Origin of the sequence: Mycobacterium triplex (assembly GCF_000689255.1) — a bacterium.
GTDB classification, from domain to species: Bacteria; Actinomycetota; Actinomycetes; order Mycobacteriales; family Mycobacteriaceae; genus Mycobacterium; species Mycobacterium triplex.
In genome coordinates this window covers 5,580,126-5,595,430 of record NZ_HG964446.1, presented here as the reverse complement: position 1 = coordinate 5,595,430, position 15,305 = coordinate 5,580,126, and the positions used below count along the sequence as shown (strand labels likewise).

At 66.9% G+C, this 15,305-nt stretch carries 16 protein-coding genes; 8 read left to right on the top strand and 8 right to left on the bottom strand.

Annotated features, from left to right (window positions below):
• Positions 1-81: 81 nt before the first annotated feature.
• Genes BN973_RS25915 through BN973_RS25905 form a run of 3 tightly spaced genes read right to left on the bottom strand, consistent with a single transcriptional unit; the run spans position 82 to position 2,069 of the window.
• Positions 82-1,344, bottom strand: a complete 1,263-nt coding sequence (locus BN973_RS25915; protein ID WP_036471574.1) for an amidohydrolase family protein — start codon at positions 1,342-1,344, stop codon at positions 82-84.
• Between the two features lie 26 nt (positions 1,345-1,370).
• Positions 1,371-1,685 (bottom strand): DUF4286 family protein, encoded by a 315-nt coding sequence (locus BN973_RS25910; RefSeq protein WP_036471573.1) that lies wholly within the window; start codon positions 1,683-1,685, stop codon positions 1,371-1,373.
• 21 nt (positions 1,686-1,706) lie between these two features.
• The gene (locus tag BN973_RS25905) at positions 1,707-2,069 is read right to left on the bottom strand and encodes a 2Fe-2S iron-sulfur cluster-binding protein (protein WP_036471572.1); all 363 of its coding nucleotides are present in this window, start codon (positions 2,067-2,069) and stop codon (positions 1,707-1,709) included.
• Between the two features lie 121 nt (positions 2,070-2,190).
• On the opposite strand from BN973_RS25905, the gene BN973_RS25900 reads away from it, so the two are divergent.
• Genes BN973_RS25900 through BN973_RS25885 form a run of 4 tightly spaced genes read left to right on the top strand, consistent with a single transcriptional unit; the run spans position 2,191 to position 6,330 of the window.
• Positions 2,191-3,594 carry a class I adenylate-forming enzyme family protein gene (locus BN973_RS25900; RefSeq protein ID WP_036471571.1) on the top strand — a complete coding sequence of 468 codons (1,404 nt, stop codon included), beginning with the start codon at positions 2,191-2,193 and terminating at the stop codon, positions 3,592-3,594.
• Positions 3,572-4,477 (top strand): acyl-CoA dehydrogenase family protein, encoded by a 906-nt coding sequence (locus tag BN973_RS25895; RefSeq protein ID WP_036471570.1) that lies wholly within the window; start codon positions 3,572-3,574, stop codon positions 4,475-4,477. Before BN973_RS25900 ends, BN973_RS25895 begins: the two co-directional genes overlap by 23 nt.
• Positions 4,464-5,561: an acyl-CoA dehydrogenase family protein gene (locus BN973_RS25890; RefSeq protein ID WP_036471569.1), complete on the top strand. Its 1,098-nt coding sequence runs from the start codon at positions 4,464-4,466 to the stop codon at positions 5,559-5,561. Before BN973_RS25895 ends, BN973_RS25890 begins: the two co-directional genes overlap by 14 nt.
• 1 nt (position 5,562) lies before the next feature.
• Positions 5,563-6,330 (top strand): enoyl-CoA hydratase/isomerase family protein, encoded by a 768-nt coding sequence (locus tag BN973_RS25885; RefSeq protein ID WP_036471568.1) that lies wholly within the window; start codon positions 5,563-5,565, stop codon positions 6,328-6,330.
• Between the two features lie 36 nt (positions 6,331-6,366).
• Here BN973_RS25885 and mbp1 read toward each other — a convergent pair whose 3' ends face one another.
• Together mbp1 and BN973_RS25875 are read right to left on the bottom strand one after the other, a co-directional pair.
• Positions 6,367-6,609, bottom strand: a complete 243-nt coding sequence (gene mbp1, locus BN973_RS25880; protein ID WP_036471567.1) for a microaggregate-binding protein 1 — start codon at positions 6,607-6,609, stop codon at positions 6,367-6,369.
• A 141-nt stretch (positions 6,610-6,750) separates the two neighbouring features.
• The gene (locus BN973_RS25875; RefSeq protein WP_036471566.1) at positions 6,751-7,620 is read right to left on the bottom strand and encodes a proline iminopeptidase-family hydrolase; all 870 of its coding nucleotides are present in this window, start codon (positions 7,618-7,620) and stop codon (positions 6,751-6,753) included.
• 159 nt (positions 7,621-7,779) lie between these two features.
• Here BN973_RS25875 and BN973_RS25870 point away from each other — a divergent pair, with 159 nt between their 5' ends.
• From BN973_RS25870 to BN973_RS25860, 3 genes are all read left to right on the top strand, one after another.
• Complete coding sequence (locus tag BN973_RS25870) at positions 7,780-8,919, top strand: thiolase family protein (RefSeq protein WP_036471564.1); 1,140 nt, start codon at positions 7,780-7,782, stop codon at positions 8,917-8,919.
• Between the two features lie 7 nt (positions 8,920-8,926).
• The gene (gene meaB / locus BN973_RS25865) at positions 8,927-9,814 is read left to right on the top strand and encodes a methylmalonyl Co-A mutase-associated GTPase MeaB (protein WP_036473081.1); all 888 of its coding nucleotides are present in this window, start codon (positions 8,927-8,929) and stop codon (positions 9,812-9,814) included.
• A gap of 128 nt (positions 9,815-9,942) precedes the next feature.
• On the top strand, positions 9,943-10,842 hold the full coding sequence (locus BN973_RS25860; RefSeq protein ID WP_036471563.1) for a thiamine pyrophosphate-dependent enzyme: 900 nt from the start codon (positions 9,943-9,945) through the stop codon (positions 10,840-10,842).
• Here BN973_RS25860 and BN973_RS25855 read toward each other — a convergent pair.
• Positions 10,835-11,473 (bottom strand): response regulator, encoded by a 639-nt coding sequence (locus BN973_RS25855; protein ID WP_198049001.1) that lies wholly within the window; start codon positions 11,471-11,473, stop codon positions 10,835-10,837. The two genes, BN973_RS25860 and BN973_RS25855, sit on opposite strands and share 8 nt — an antisense overlap.
• A gap of 128 nt (positions 11,474-11,601) precedes the next feature.
• On the opposite strand from BN973_RS25855, the gene BN973_RS25850 reads away from it, so the two are divergent.
• On the top strand, positions 11,602-12,804 hold the full coding sequence (locus tag BN973_RS25850; protein ID WP_036471561.1) for a sensor histidine kinase: 1,203 nt from the start codon (positions 11,602-11,604) through the stop codon (positions 12,802-12,804).
• 79 nt (positions 12,805-12,883) lie between these two features.
• Here BN973_RS25850 and BN973_RS25845 read toward each other — a convergent pair whose 3' ends face one another.
• Positions 12,884-14,497: an FAD-dependent oxidoreductase gene (locus BN973_RS25845; protein WP_036471560.1), complete on the bottom strand. Its 1,614-nt coding sequence runs from the start codon at positions 14,495-14,497 to the stop codon at positions 12,884-12,886.
• Between the two features lie 14 nt (positions 14,498-14,511).
• Complete coding sequence (locus BN973_RS25840; RefSeq protein WP_036471559.1) at positions 14,512-15,189, bottom strand: IclR family transcriptional regulator; 678 nt, start codon at positions 15,187-15,189, stop codon at positions 14,512-14,514.
• Between the last annotated feature and the right edge of the window lie 116 nt (positions 15,190-15,305).

The window sequence follows — 15,305 nt, the reverse complement described above, 5'->3', positions numbered from 1 at the left end:
TGGTGGATGCGGCCCGAGTCGCCCAGCGTCGAGATGTTGTGCCGAAATCGCAAGATTCGCCCGACGAGTCGACGCTCGACGTCAAGATCTGGCCAGCTGCTTCTCCTGGTAGAGCCGCGCCCACTCGGCGCGCGGTCGGATCGATACGTCTACGTCAGTCGCCTTGGCGCGCAGGGCCTTAACGGTCGCCTGATCGCGGGGCGTCTGGGCGAACGGGTCCCAGCTGAAGAACCGGCAGGCGTTGGCCCAGGTGATCTTGTTGATGTCGGTGTCGTCGGCGCCGGCGGCGTTCAGCTCGGCCAGCACCTGCTCGGGCGCGTCGGGCCAGAAGCAGTCCGAGTGCGGGTAGTCGCACTCCCAGGCGATGATGTCGATGCCGATCTCGTGACGCAGCCGCAACGACGTCTTGTCGGTGACGTAGCAGGCCAGCGAGTGCTCGCGGAAGATGTCGCTGGGCAGCTGAGAGCCGAAGTCGCGGCGCAGCCACTTCTGGTTGGTGTAGTGGCGGTCGCTGCGGTCCAAATAGAAAGGAATCCAACCGATCCCACCTTCGGAGAAGGCGAATTTCAGGTCGGGATAGTTGCGCATCGCCGGGCCCCACAGCAGATCCTGTGCGCACATCGCCGAAACCTGGGTGGCCAGAATGATCATGTTGTCGATCGGCGCGTTCGGGGCCATGCTGATCGCCCCGAATCCGGTGCCGATGTGCAGACACATCACCACGTTGCATTCGGACAGCGTGCGGAACACCGGGCCCCAGTAATCCTCGTCGTGGTAGCTCGGAAGGCCTTCCAGATGTGGCAATTCCGGCATCGTCACCGCCCGGCAGCCCTTTGCCGCGACCCGGCGGATCTCGGCGCTCATCGCCTCCGGATTCCACGTCGGCAGGATTGCGATCGGGATGAAACGGCCCGGGTAGGAACCGGCCCACTCGTCGATGTGCCAGTCGTTGTAAGCCGACACCATCACCAGCGTCGCTTCCTCACGGTGCATGTTGAGGTGGCGCGCGGAGAAGCCGGTGAATGTCGGGAAGCACATCGACGCGAGGATGCCGTTGCGGTTCATGTCCCGAACGCGCTCGTGGACGTCGTAGACGCCGGGGCGCATCTCGGCGAAACCGGCGGGGTCGCGACCCCATTCCTCGGCCGGCCACGACACCACGGCGTTCAACCCGCTCACGCCCTGCGGCCGGCCCTGGTACATCCACTGGTCGACGCCCTTGTCGTCGACCACGACGATCGGGGCCTCGGCCTTGTACTTGGCGGGTACGTGACGCAGGAACATGTCCGGTGGCTCGACGACGTGGTCGTCAATGCTCACCAGGATCAGGTCATCGACATCCATTCAGGGGTTCCTCTCCCAGACGGTGGCTAGCCGCCGCACTCGGTCGTCGTTGCCAGCAGCCGGGGGATCGGCGCGGGATCCAACAGCAATGCATCCGACATCGTCAGATTGCCGGCGTTGGCGATCATGTTGTCCAGGACTGCTTGCAGATCGTCGCCCTCGATCTCGTAGATGGCGACGTAGGGGCCCTCACCGTTGACCGGACGCAGCCGTCGCGCCGAGACGATTCCGTCCAGAGCCAGGAGTTCGGGCAGATGAACTTCGTCGTACCAGGTGTTGTACTCCTGTTCGCGTTCGGGCGAACTGGGTCGGCTCTCCACGAGCATGATGCCCTTGGCCATTTGACGCCACCTCTTTCGTGACTATTCGTAGCGCACCGTGATCGAATCCGAATCGGGCACGCCCTGGCACGTCAAAATGTAGCCTTCGTCCACCTCGTCGTCGTCGAGAGCGTCGTTGATCCGCATCGTCGCGTGCCCGCTCTCGAGGCGGGCCATACACGTGCCGCAGTTGCCGGCCTCGCAGTTGAACGGCGGATCCAGGCCCGCCCGCCGCGCGCTTTCCAGGAGCGTCTCGCCGGGAACCAGCGGCACCGTCGCCTTCTTGCGTTCCAGGTAGATCGTCACCGTGCCGGGCTCGGCACCGTTTGATGTGGGATCTGCCACCCTTGGAGTCTCCTCGATCGTCGCGGTGAGCGCCGCGCGCCGGAACGCTTCGGGTTCCACCGTTGGCCGCCCCGCCCGTACTTGCGTTCTTCAGTATAGAGAATACTATTCTCACTAACCGATAGCATCTTCTCTACTGCGCCGATGTCGGGTCAGCCTGGCCTGCGGGGAAGGACAGGACGTGACCGAGCCGGCCGCGCTCGTGTTTGAGGAACGGCAGTTCAGCCTGCCTCAGCTCGACACGATGGCCAACAGTCTGGCCGCGGCCCTGGGCAAGCGTGGCGTGACCGCGGGCCAGCGGGTTGCGGTCATGTCGTCGAATCGGCCGGAGTTCGTCGCCGCCCTGCTGGGGATCTGGCGGCTGGGTGCCACGGCGGCGTTGTTCAGCCCCGCGTGGAAGCACGACGAGGTCGACCACGCGCTGGCGCTGACCAACCCCACCTATGCGGTGGGGGATCACCCGGTGCTGGCCGGGATGATGCCGATGCTGCACCTGGACGAACCGGTCGCCGCCGGGGACCCGATGTCGCTGTCGTGGCCGCCGCGCGCCGACGCGGTGCTGGTGTTCAGTTCGGGTACCACCGGCTTACCGAAGGCGGTCCGGCACACCCACCAAGGATTGCTCGACGCCGTGCGGCACTGGCGCGACGCGCTGCGACTCACGCGCCGGGACCGGATCCAGGTCGCCACGCCCCCGTCGCATATCCTGGGTCTGCTCAACATCGTCACCGCGCTGCGTAGCGGCGCCTGGGTGCGACTGCACCGCCGCTTCGACATCGACACGATGCTGCACCACATCGAATCCGACCGCATCACAATCGAAATGGCGGTCGCGCCGATTGCCCTGGCCATCGCTTCGCACCCGGCGCTCGAGTCGTACGATCTGTCGTCCCTGCGCTTCATCATGTGGGGCGCCACGCCGGTCAGCACCAGCGTGGCCGAGACCGTGACACGGCGCACCGGCATCGGATGGGTTCCGGCCTATGGCACCACGGAACTGCCCGTCATCGCCTGCAATCCGCTCGACGGCGCCCGGCTCGACACCGTCGGCCAACCGGTGTCAGGAGTGCAGCTGCGGGTGGTCTCGCTGGAGACCGGCCAGCCGGTCGGCGCCGGCGAGGTCGGTGAGATTCAGGCGAGGTCGACCTCGCTGATGGCCGGTTACCTGCCGGCCGCGGCGACCGGCGAGGCGGTGCGCGACGGCTGGTATCGCACCGGGGACGTCGGCTGGGTCGACGCCGATCGGTGGCTTCGGATCACCGACCGCCTCAAAGAAATGATCAAAGTGCGCGGATTTCAGGTCGCGCCGGCCGAAATCGAGACGGTGTTGCATGGCCACCCCGCGGTCAAAGACTGTGCGGTGTTTGGCATTCCGGACGGCATCAATGGCGAGGCCGTCGTGGCCGCGGTCGCCACGCGCGCACCCGTCGACGCCGCCGACCTCACCGCCCGGGTGGATGAGAAGCTGGCGTCCTACAAACATCTGAGCCGGGTCGTGTTCGTACCCGATATTCCTCGCCTGCCGTCGGGCAAGGTGCTGCGCCGAGTGCTGAAGGAGCGCTATGGATGTACGTCTGACAGCTGAACAGCAACAGTTGCGTGATGCCGCCGCGAAGCTGGCCGATGACCTCGGGCCGGCCGTGGTTGCCGACCTCGCCGACGACAGCCGAATCGCCAGGCTGGACAAGCAGATTGCGGCGACGGGTTGGCGATCGCTGCGTTCCGACGGAGCGTCCGGGGTGGAAGTCGCGATTGTCGCCGAGGAATTCGGTCGCCGGCTGGTGGACACCCCGTTCCTCGGGCCGGTGCTGGCCGACGACCTGGCGCACCGCGTCGGGGCCGACGTCGCCGAGGCGACGGTGGCCGTCGACGATCGCGCGATCGACGCGCGAGGTGCCCGAAAAGCGTTGTCGCTGACCGGCAACACGGTCCAGGCCATAAACCTCGGCGATGTGTGTGCGGGTGCCGACTTGACCAGGGCCGAAGCCGAATTGGCGGGCTCGGCCGAGACGCTCGGCGAGCTGGAGGGCGACGCCGGGGCACGGTGGTACGCGCTCGCGCTGGTCGCCACGTCGGCGGACCTGGTCGGAATCGCCCGCGGCGCGCAGGCCGTCGCCTGCGACTACGCGAAGATTCGCGAGCAGTACGGCAAACAGATCGGCTCGTATCAGGCCATCGCGCATCTGCTCGCCGAAAGCCTTGCCCTGATTGAGGGTTCGGTCAGCGTGCTGCGGCACGCCGCGTGGGGAGTAGACGAACTCGAGCCGGCACAAGCCATTCGGGCCGCCCAGATCGCGAAGGTCTACTGCGCGCGTGCCAGCAGAACCGTGTGCGAGACCACGGTTCAGGTTCACGGCGGTATCGGCAATACCTGGGAGTGCATCGCGCATGTCTACCTGCGCCGCGCCCTGACATCGACAGAGCTGTGGCCTGTCACGTTGAAGGAGATCGATCTTGGACTTTCGTGACTCACCCGAAGAGGCGGCCTTCCGTGAGCGGCTGCGCACCTGGCTTTCAAAGCACGCCAAGGAGTTCTCCGGCTCGGGCGACGAGTATTGGGCGCGGATGGCCGACTGGCATCGCGCCCTGTACGAGAACGGCTTCTTCGGCCTGTCCTGGCCGCGCGATTGGGGCGGGCAAGATTTGGCGCCGGTGTACGACGTCATCGTCGACGAGGAGCTGGTTCGCGCCGGCGCCCCGCCGCGCCCCAGCGTCGGGTACCTGGTGTACGGCATCGGTGAACACGCCAGTGACGAGGTGCGGAAGCGCTTCCTGCCCGGCATCATCAACGGCACCGAGCGCTGGTGCCAGGGCTTCAGCGAACCGGGCGCGGGTTCGGACCTGGCGTCGCTGACCACCACCGCGACCCGCGACGGCGACAACTACGTCATCCACGGGCACAAGATCTGGACCAGCTACTCCGACGTGGCCGACTGGTGCCTGCTGCTGGCGCGCACCGATCCCGACGCGAAGCGGCACCGGGGCCTGTCGGCTTTCGTGATCGCGATGAAACAGCCTGGCGTGCAACAACGTCCGCTGCAGATGATGAACGGTGTCACCAACGAGTTCGGTCAGGTGTTCTTCGACGGCGCCACGGTGCCGGCGGACCGGATGGTCGGTGCGCCCGGGGACGGCTGGGCCGTCGCGATGACCGTCGTCGGGCACGAGCGCGAGCCCTCCACCCTCGGCTACGCCGCGCGATATGGCAAGCTTGTCCGACAACTGTTGGCGCACTGGGATGATCGCGAAGGCCCGGTTCCTGAAGAGCTGGCCTGGGCCGCGGTTCAGTCGGACATGCTGACGCATCACGTGCGGCGGCGGTTGTCCGAACAGCTGGACGGGGTGTCGCACGGGTCGGAAGGCTCGCTGGACAAGTTGTTGATGACCTGGGTCGAACAATCCGTGGGACACGCCGCGCTGGCGGTCGCCGGGACCCGCGATCCGGATCTGCTCAGTGCCTACCTGTACAGCCGCGCGCAAAGCGTCATGGGCGGGACATCACAGATACAGAAAAACATCATCGCTTCGCGCATCTTGGGATTGGGAGTCTGACGTGTACGACATGCCTGCTGAAATCGACGTCCGCGCCGACGGTCCGCTGCGGATCATCACGCTGAACCGGCCGGATTCGCTGAACTCGGTCAACGACGACCTGCACTCCGGGCTGGCCCGGATATGGCAGCGGCTGACCGATGACCCGGACGCCCGGGCCGCGGTGATCACCGGTGCCGGCCGGGCCTTCTCCGCCGGCGGTGATTTCGGGTACCTCGAAGAACTCTCCAACGACGCCCAGCTGCGGGCCAAGACCATCCGCGACGGACGCGAGATCGTCCTGGGCATGGCGCGGTGCCGAATTCCCGTGGTAGCGGCGGTAAATGGGCCCGCCGTCGGCCTGGGCTGCAGCCTGGTCGCGCTGAGCGACCTCGTCTACATCGCCGAGGACGCCTACCTCGCCGACCCGCACGTGCAGGTGGGTCTGGTCGCCGCCGATGGCGGGCCGCTGACCTGGCCGCTGCACATCAGCCTGCTACTGGCCAAGGAGTATGCGCTGACCGGCACTCGCATCAAGGCGCAGCGCGCCGTCGAACTCGGGTTGGCCAACCACGTGGCCGCCGACCCGGTTGCGGAGGCAATCGCTTGTGCCAAAAAGATCTTGGAGCTTCCGCAGCAGGCGGTCGAGAGCACCAAGCGGGTGCTCAACATCCATCTGGAGCGCGCGGTGCTGGCCAGCCTGGACTATGCCCTCTCGGCCGAGAGCCAGTCGTTCTTGACCGAGGATTTCCGGGCCAACGTCGCCAAGTTCAACGCCGCGAAAAACTGAGCCGCGGGCTGCGACTCAGTTCTCCGACGGGCGTAATTAGCTCTTGGCCGCGGCCTTTTCGCGGGCTTCGGCCGTCTTCTCCGCCCCACGGGCGGCCTCGGCCTGGGCCTCTTTCTTGGCCACGTCGCGCTGCGCCTTGGCCTTGTCCTGCTGGGCGCGGCCTTCCTTGCGCAGACCTTCGTGGCTGATCAGGATGCCAACGATTTCCTTGGTCTTTCCGATGGCGTCTTCGATGACGCCCCTGATGCCTTCCACGAGTCCATTGTCGCGGTCACTCATAACGCAGCCCCCTTCGTGAGAAGTTGATGGTCTAGTGACCCGTACCCGAAGCGGCCGACGCGGCAACGTCTTACGGCGTGTCGCGGGTGTGGTGTCGGTCACGTTCCGCGTCCACCAGCGGCAACGGCTCTCGAACCCGCGTTAAAAGTCGTGGTGCCGCAGAAAGTCCCGCATCACCTCGTCGAACCGGTCTGGTTCTTCGATGAACGGCATATGTGAACTCGACTCGAACAACTCGAAGCGGGAGTCCTTGATGCGCCGGTGCATGGCCCACATATGTTCGTGGTCGCATTCGTCATATCTGCCCGCGACCACGAGGGTCGGCAGGTCGAGTTCGGTCAGCCGGTCGTGTACATCCCAGTTGCTGATGTTGCCGACGATGCGAAAGTCGCTGGGCCCGAACATGGTTTCGAAGACCTCGGCCCCCATGCGGATGAACGCTTCCTGAAGTTCCGGCGGCCACGGGTGCACACGGCACAGATACGTCTCGTTCCAGGTGCGGATCGCATCCTGGTATTCGGGCGAGTGCGTCGTGCCGGCTGCTTCGTGGCGGTCGATGGCGGATTGTGTAGCCGGGTCCAGGTCGCGCTTGAGCCGGGCCACCATCTCCGAGAACGCGGGGATGGACGCGATGCTGTTCGAAATCGTCAGGCTGGCCGCGGGAGACGGGACGTCGAGCAGGTACTGCTGCGCCAGCATGCCGCCCCATGAATTGCCGAACACATGGAAGCGTTGCAGGCCGAGCGCACCGATGACGGCATCCATTTCGGCGACCGAGCGTTGCATCGTCCACAGGGTGGTGTCCGACGGGCATTCGGAATTTCCGCAGCCAAGCTGATCCCAGAAGATGACCTCGCGTTCATCGGCCAGGCGTTGCAGCGAAAGCAGATAGTTGTGCGGTAAGCCGGGGCCGCCGTGAACGGCCAGCAGCGGAAGACCCGGCCCCCCGCCGACCCGCTTGAACCACACATTTCCACCCGGAACCGCGACGGTCCCCTCCGACTGACTCATCGCTGCCCATCTTTCGTTATTGCCGCGAAAGTGCAACCGGCGACACGTTGCCCGAGGAGTAACAACGCCGGTAGCGGGACTCTCGCGCGCTGAACGTTGTTGCAACTCGGACTCTCCAACTGAGAGAATAGTGTTCTCATCACCGAAACGGAGAAACCCGTGCCTGAAGCTGTCATCGTGTCCGCCCTGCGCACCCCCATCGGCACCGCCCGCAAGGGGACGCTGCGCGACACCACCGCGTTCGAGCTCGCACACCACGTCGTCTCGGAGGCGGCGACGGATCTGGATCCGGCGCAGGTCGACGATGTGATCCTGGGCGAGGGGCTCTATGGCGGCGGCGTGGTCGCCCGCCACGCGGCCATCACGGCCGGGCTGTCGCACGTGCCCGGGCTGGCCAACAACCGGCATTGCGCGGCCGGGCAGGCGGCGGTGCAGAGCGCGGCGGCAAGCGTGCGCGCCGGGATGGACGAGCTGATCATCGCCGGCGGTGTGAACGCGGCGTCGACCTCGCCGCGTTCCCGCATCCAGGTGGACGGCGAATGGGTGGACTGGTTCCCGCCGACCCACCCGGACCGCCCCGACGCACCGAACATGGACATGTCGATCACCGTGGGCTGGAACGCCGCGGTCAAGGCGGGCGTGAGCCGCGAGGAGATGGACGCCTGGGCGCTGCGGTCGCACCGCAACGCGATCGCCGCGATCGACGAAGGCCGCTTCAAGGAGGAGATCGTCCCGATCGAGACGCCGCACGGGCTGTTCTCGGTCGACGAGCACCCGCGTCGCGACACCACGATGGAGAAGCTGGCCGGGCTCAAGCCGCTGCATCCCGAGATCGAGGGCTTCTCGATCACGGCCGGCAACGCGTGCGGCGCCAACGACGGTGCCGCGGCGTTGGTCATCGCCAGCGATCGGCTGGGAATACCCGCGCTAGCCACCGTGCGGTCCTGGGCCTCGGTCGGTGTCGACCCGGCGATCACCGGGCTGGCACCCGTCGATGCCATCCCGAAAGCCCTTGCCCGTGGCGGTCTTTCGATTTCCGATGTGGACCTGTTCGAAATCAACGAGGCGTTCGCGGCGATGTGCGTGGCGACCGTCAAGATGCTCGAGCTCGACCCGGACAAGGTGAACGTCAGCGGCAGCGGCTGCGGGCTGGGGCATCCGGTGGCGGCAACCGGAGCCCGGATGCTCGTCACGCTGGTGCACGAACTGCGCCGGCGCGGTGGCGGAATCGGTGTCGCCGCCATGTGCGCCGGCGGCGGCATGGGTTCCGCGACGGTCATCGAGGTACCGGCTCCATAATGTGCTCATGACCATCGCCGACCTAATCACCGGAGCGCGCAACGGATCTCAGCGCGCGGCTGGTCGGCTGCTCAGCTTGGTCGAGAGCGAACAGCGGGACGAGGTGCTGGCCGCCGTCGGCCCGGCGAGCGCTCTATCGGTGCGTGTCGTCGGCATCACCGGTCCGCCCGGGGCGGGTAAGTCGACGACGGTCGCGGCCCTCGTCGGCGCCTACCGCGAGCGCGGCTGCCGGGTGGCAGTGCTGGCCGTGGACCCGTCGTCGCCGTTCAGCGGCGGCGCGCTACTGGGCGATCGCATTCGAATGGCCGCCCATATCAACGACTCTGACGTGCTGATCCGCTCGGTGGCAAGCCGCGGACATCTAGGGGGACTGGCCGCCGCGGTTCCGGCGGCCATCCGTCTGCTGGGCGCGATCGGTTACGACGTGGTGCTGCTGGAAACCGTCGGGGTGGGGCAGTCGGAGATCGAGATCGCCGCCGTCGCCGACCCCACCATCGTCATCCTCAACCCGGGGGCCGGCGACGCCGTCCAGGCCGCCAAGGCCGGCGTGCTCGAAGTCGCCGACATCGTCGCGGTCAACAAGGCCGACCGCGAGGGCGCCGAACAGACCGTGCGAGATCTGCGCGCCGAGACCAAGGCCCCGATCGTCAGCCTCATCGCCGCTCGGGGTGAGGGCGTTGCCGACCTCGTCACCGCCATCGACGACCATCACCGCACGGACAGCCGTGAGCGTCGGGTGGCGCGCGCCCGCGCCCAGATCCTTTCCCTGGCGCAAAGCCAGCTGCGGGCCCAGACGGATCTCGACGCGCTTGCCCTAGCGGTCGTCGACGGACACGACGACCCCTATTCGGCCGCCGCGCAACTGCTGCTACGCGCAGGTCAGGACCGGGACTGAGCTTCGCTTGTCCCCCGATCGGGGGACGGGGCGTTCATCTGTTTTCGGGCCCGATCGGCGGAGTTTCGCCCAGCTAAACCGGCCTAACTTAACTCTTGTATCCACGACGAGTTAGGAGACCCCCGGACATGACTCGCACACCCGAACTCTCCGCGGCACAGTTGCGTGACCAGCTGGAGCTGTACCGCCAAATGTGGGTCTTGCGCCTGCTCGACATGGCGGTGGAGGAGTTGCGCATCGACGGTCGTCTCAACCAGCCCGTCCAGGCCGCGTTCGGCCAAGAGGCGGTGGCCATCGGCACCGCGGCGGCCCTTCGCCCGGGTGACCTCATGACCACCGGCATCATCCATCTGCAGCACGCTCAGCAGATCGCTTGCGCGCTGCCACTGGGTCCGGCCATCGCCGCTTTGATCGAGCCCGAGTTCGGCCCGGACGGCGAGGCCGAAGCCCCGTTCGTGGCGTCGGTTCGTGGATTGTCGGCTTTCTCAAGCGCTTTGCAGCAGTCACCGCTGCTGGCCGTGGGACACGCCTACGGCAAGCAACTGGTCGACGACGGCAGGGTCACGGTGTGCGCCATGGAAACTCGCGACGTGAAGTCCGCGGACTTTGCCGAGGCCGCCCACATCGCGGTGTCCTGGCAGCTTCCGGTGGTGTTCGTCGTCGAGAACGCAAGTCAAGACGCCTACGCGGCCGAATGCCACGGAATCCCGGTGCTCTCGGTCGACGGCAACGACGTTGAGGCGGTTCGTGACTCGGTCGCCGAGGCGGTGCGACGCGCGGGCGCGGGCGAAGGCCCCGTTCTCGTTCAGGCGAGGACCCAGCGCAGCAACGGTGTCGCCTCGATGGACCCGCTGGTTATCGAACGGCAGCGCCTGATCGGCGCGGGCATCAACGCCGGCCACCTCTACGAGCTGGAGCGGCGGGCTCGCCACCTGGTCGCCGAGGCCGAAGCTCAGGCGAAGGCGATGCTGGCCGAAGAGCAGCCGGAGCCGATTCGGGAGCCGGAAGTCTGGCCGGCCGCTAGTTGAGCAGACCTTGGCGCATAGCCTCGGCGACGGCGGCCGCGCGATCGCTGACCCCGAGCTTCTCGTATAGCCGCTGCACATGCGTCTTGACCGTGGACGGCGCTACGAACAACTCGCCGGCGATCGCGGGGATGCTTTGACCGCGGGCAATTCGATTGAGTACCTCGCGTTCCCGGGCGGACAGGACCGGAGCCGACGGTTCGGCTCGCTGCCGAATCTGGGCGGCCAGGCCGCCGGCCAGCGACGGCGCCACCACGTCGTTTCCGCTCGCGCAATCGAGCACGGCTTTGACGATCTCGGTGCGCGTCGAGTCCTTGAGCAAAAAGCCGGCCGCGCCCTGCTGCAGCGCCTGATACACGATGGCCGCCTCGTCGTGGGCCGACAGCAGCAGCACGCGGGTGGGCAATTCGTTGCTTCGCACCGCCGCGGCCACCTGGGCGCCATCCATGCCGGGCATCCGGAAGTCGAGCAACGCGACGTCGGGACGGTGCTCCTTGATCAGTTCCAATGCCTGCGTGCCGTCGTCAGCCTCGCCGACGACGTTCACCTCGCCGCTGAGCGCGAGTGCTCGCACAACCCCTTCGCGGAACAGCGGGTGATCGTCGCCGACGACGACGCGGACCTTCTCGGGCATTGCTGCGCCGGCCATGGCGGTCAGTGTAGCCGTTTGCCGCACCAGCGCAGATTGTCGCCACGGAGAATCTGATGCGGGTTCTGCCACTTAGCCTCGGAGGGGCCGGCACAGATGAGTACTGTGTTCGGGTGGCGGATACCAGCGACGCAGAGTTGCGTCGGGTACGCAGGATCCACCAGCTGCGGTCGTATCGAATCGCGTCGGTGGTACGGATCGGCGTGGTGGGGCTCATGGTCGCTGCCATGATCATCGGCACGGCCCGGTTCGAGTGGCCGCGGCAGGGCATATTGATCGTCGCCTACTCGTTCGTCGCACTGTGCGCCGTGGCGCTGGCGTTCTCTCCGTTCCACCAATGGGTTGCGCTGGGCCGGCTGGAACCGGTCGCGTTCACGGTCATCGACGTCATCGCGCTGACGGTCTTCCAGCTGCTGTCCACCGACGGCGTCTATCCGCTGCTGATCATGACGATGCTGCCCATCCTGCTGGGCCTCGACGTCTCGTCGCGGCGCGCCGCGGTGGTGCTGATCTTCTCCATGGCGGGGTTCGCGATCGCGGTGCTGCAGGACCCGGAGATGCTGCGCTCGATCGGGATCTTCGAGGCCACTTTCCGCTTCGCGCTGTACGGGTTCCTGTGCGCCACAGCGTATACGGCCGTGCGCATCGCGGAGCGGCACACCCGTTCGGTGGCCGGCCTGAGCGTGCTGCGCGAGGAATTGCTCGCCCAGACGATGACCGCACAGGACGTGCTGCAGCGCCGCATCTCGGAAGCCATTCACGACGGACCGCTGCAGGACATCCTCGCGGTCCGGCAGGAACTCGTCGAGCTGGAAACCATGCTGCCCGGCGACGAGCGCGTCGAGCGCGCGCTGGCCGGTCTGCAAGCCGCGTCACAAAGCCTGCGGCAGGCGACATTCGAGCTGCATCCGGCCGTGCTCGAGCAGGTCGGTCTGGGTGCCGCGGTGCATCAGTTGGCCTCCGATGCCGCGGACCGTTCGGGCATCGAGATCTCCACCGACATCGACTACCCCGACCGCAATGAGATCGACCCGATAGTCTTCGGCGTGGTGCGCGAATTGGTCTCGAACGTGGTGCAGCACTCGCAAGCCCGGCGCGCCTCGATCACGCTCGGGGTCACCGACAACCGATGTGTCCTGCATGTGGTCGACGACGGGGTGGGCTTCAACACCGAGACGATGGCACGCCGACTGGGGGAGGGCCACATCGGACTGGCGTCGCACCGGGCCCGGATCGACGCGGCCCGGGGCGTGTTCGTCTTCCTCGACACCCCGGTAGGCACCCACATCTGCGTGGAAGTGCCGCTCAAGTCGTGAACCGGCGCGAAACTTGAACTGCGGCGGGCTTATTCGGCGTGTCGCCGCCAAGGTTTAAGTGTCGCGGCCAAGACCGGGCCTACTGCAGGTCGACGGACTTCCCGGTGGCGGCGGCGTAGCCCGCGCGGTAGCCGAAAACCATTGCCGGGCCGATGGTTCCGCCGGCACCACCGTAGGCCCGTCCGGTCGCCCCGGCCATCGCGTTGCCGGCGGCAAACAGGCCCGGGATCGGTTCCCCGTTGACGTGCAGCACCCGGCCGTCATGGTCGGTGCGCGGCCCGCCCTTGGTACCCATCGCGCCGATGGATACCGGCACCGCGTAGTAGGGCGCGGTGTCGATCGGGCCGAGCGTCTTCCCCGCGGCGGTGGTGGCACTGTCGTCGCCCCAATAGCCGTCGTAGGCACTGGAACCGCGGCCGAAGTCGGGATCGGCGTCCTCGGCGACGTGGCGGTTCCACTCGTCGATCGTGCGGATCAGACCCTCGGCGTCGATACCGGTCTTGGCGCCCAGCTCGTTCAGATCCGCGGACTCGCAGAACCAGTCCGGGACCGGCTCGCCCGGTGCGACGCCGAGAAATCCGTAGCGCTGCAAGTGAACCGAATCGAACACTATCCAACCGCGATCGTTGACGTACCCGCCGCGCGGATCCAGGTAGTGGAACGCGCCGGCCATCGAGTTGTAATCGCATGCCTCGTTGACGAAGCGGTGCCCGGCCTGGTTGACGATGATGCTTCGCGGCCGAGTCCGCTCCAGTCGCACGCTGCGGGAGCGCTGTTTGCCTTCGATGGTGTCGCCGGGGATTTGCACGATCGGGACCCACCACGCTTCGCCCATGTTGGCTAGATCCGCGCCGTGTGCCATTGCCATGCGCAGCCCGTCGCCGGTGTTGTTAGGCGGCGAGACCGCGCCGTGCATCGGGCCGCGCAGGAATGCCTGCACCAAGCCCGGATCCCATTCGAAGCCGCCGACACCCAGGACCACACCGCGACGCGCGCGCACGTTGATCCGCTTGCCGTCCAAGGCAATTCGGACGCCGGTGATCTCGCCACCCGCGGCGATGAGTTCCTCGGCGCGGGCATTGGTGTGCGGTGTGACCCCGGCGTCGAGTAGGCCCTTGAGCAGCCCCGCGATCAGCGCGGTGCCGGCGACGCACAGATCGCTACCCTCCTCGACCGTGACGTGCAGGCGCGCCCGGGTTTCGGCATCGATACCGACGTTGGACCAGTCGGCGGGAAACGACGTGATCCGGTTGCCCCACTCGCCGATCTGGTTCAGGTCGAAGGGGCCCGCACTCAGCGACCGGCCCCCCTTGGGCTGCCCGCCCGGCAGCTCCGGGCGGTAATCGGGGAAACCGGCGGCGATTTCGAAGCGCAGGGCGCTGTGACCCTCGACGAATTCCAGCATCCTCGGGCCGGTCCGCACGAACGTCTCGACCAGCGCGTCGTCCATCGTGCCGAAGGACTGTGCGCGCAGGTAGCGCAGCGCGTCGGTTTCCGTCAATTCGCCTTCGGGAGAACGGTTATGGGCGGGGATCCACACGACGCCACCCGAGACCGCGGTGGTCCCGCCGACGGTCGGGGCCTTCTCGAACACCGCGACGGAGGCGCCGGCGGCCACCGCCGACAGTGCGGCGGTCAGCCCGGCCCCGCCGGTGCCGAGCACGACGACATCGACTTCGGAGTCCCAAGACATCAACTGCAATCCCTTCAGCTCAGCAGCTCGGACAACTGCTTGGCGGCTTTGACGACCGCCTCCCGGCCGCGCATCACGACGTCTTCCCGGTGGGAGATGAGGTTGATGCAAGTCGGGGGGGACGGTGCCGGGCGGTCGACGGCCACGGCCAGGCCGTAGGTGTTCGGTTCGATCTCGCCGTAGGTCGTCACCCAGCCACGCTCGCGCGCTCGGGACACCAGATCCCGTTCGCCCGGGCGCGGGGGCAGGCTTGCGAGCAAGGCGATTCCGGCGGCCCCGCGATCGAGCGGATACCGGCTGCCCTCGTGGAAGGACAGTTGGTAGGCGACGTGGCTCGGCACGATCACCGCGACCGCCACCTGCTGATCGCCCTCGGCGACGAGCAACGACACCGTGGTGCCCAGCTCGTCGGCCAGGGCACGCAGCGTCGGTAGGCTCAGCTGGCGCACATTGCGGTCGAACGAGGCGCCGAGCACCGCGAGGCCGGCGGCCGGCCGGTAGCGCCCGTCTTCTCCCTTGGCCACCAACCGAAATTGGGCCAGTGTCGACAGCAGGCGGTAGGCGATGGTCCGGTGCACCCCGATCTGGTCGGCGAGCTGCTGGACGGTCAGTCCGGCCGGGGAATCCGCCACCAATTGCAGCGCGGTGATCCCCCTGGCCAGCGTCTGCGAGCCGGTACCCGAACCCGTCACAGCCTTGACATACCTCCACGCGAGAGCGAAGCTCTATTATATAACGCACGTTAGTGTGCGATATTCGCACACATGGTAAGTCTAAAACGAGAACCAGATTTCCACCAGTAGTAGGC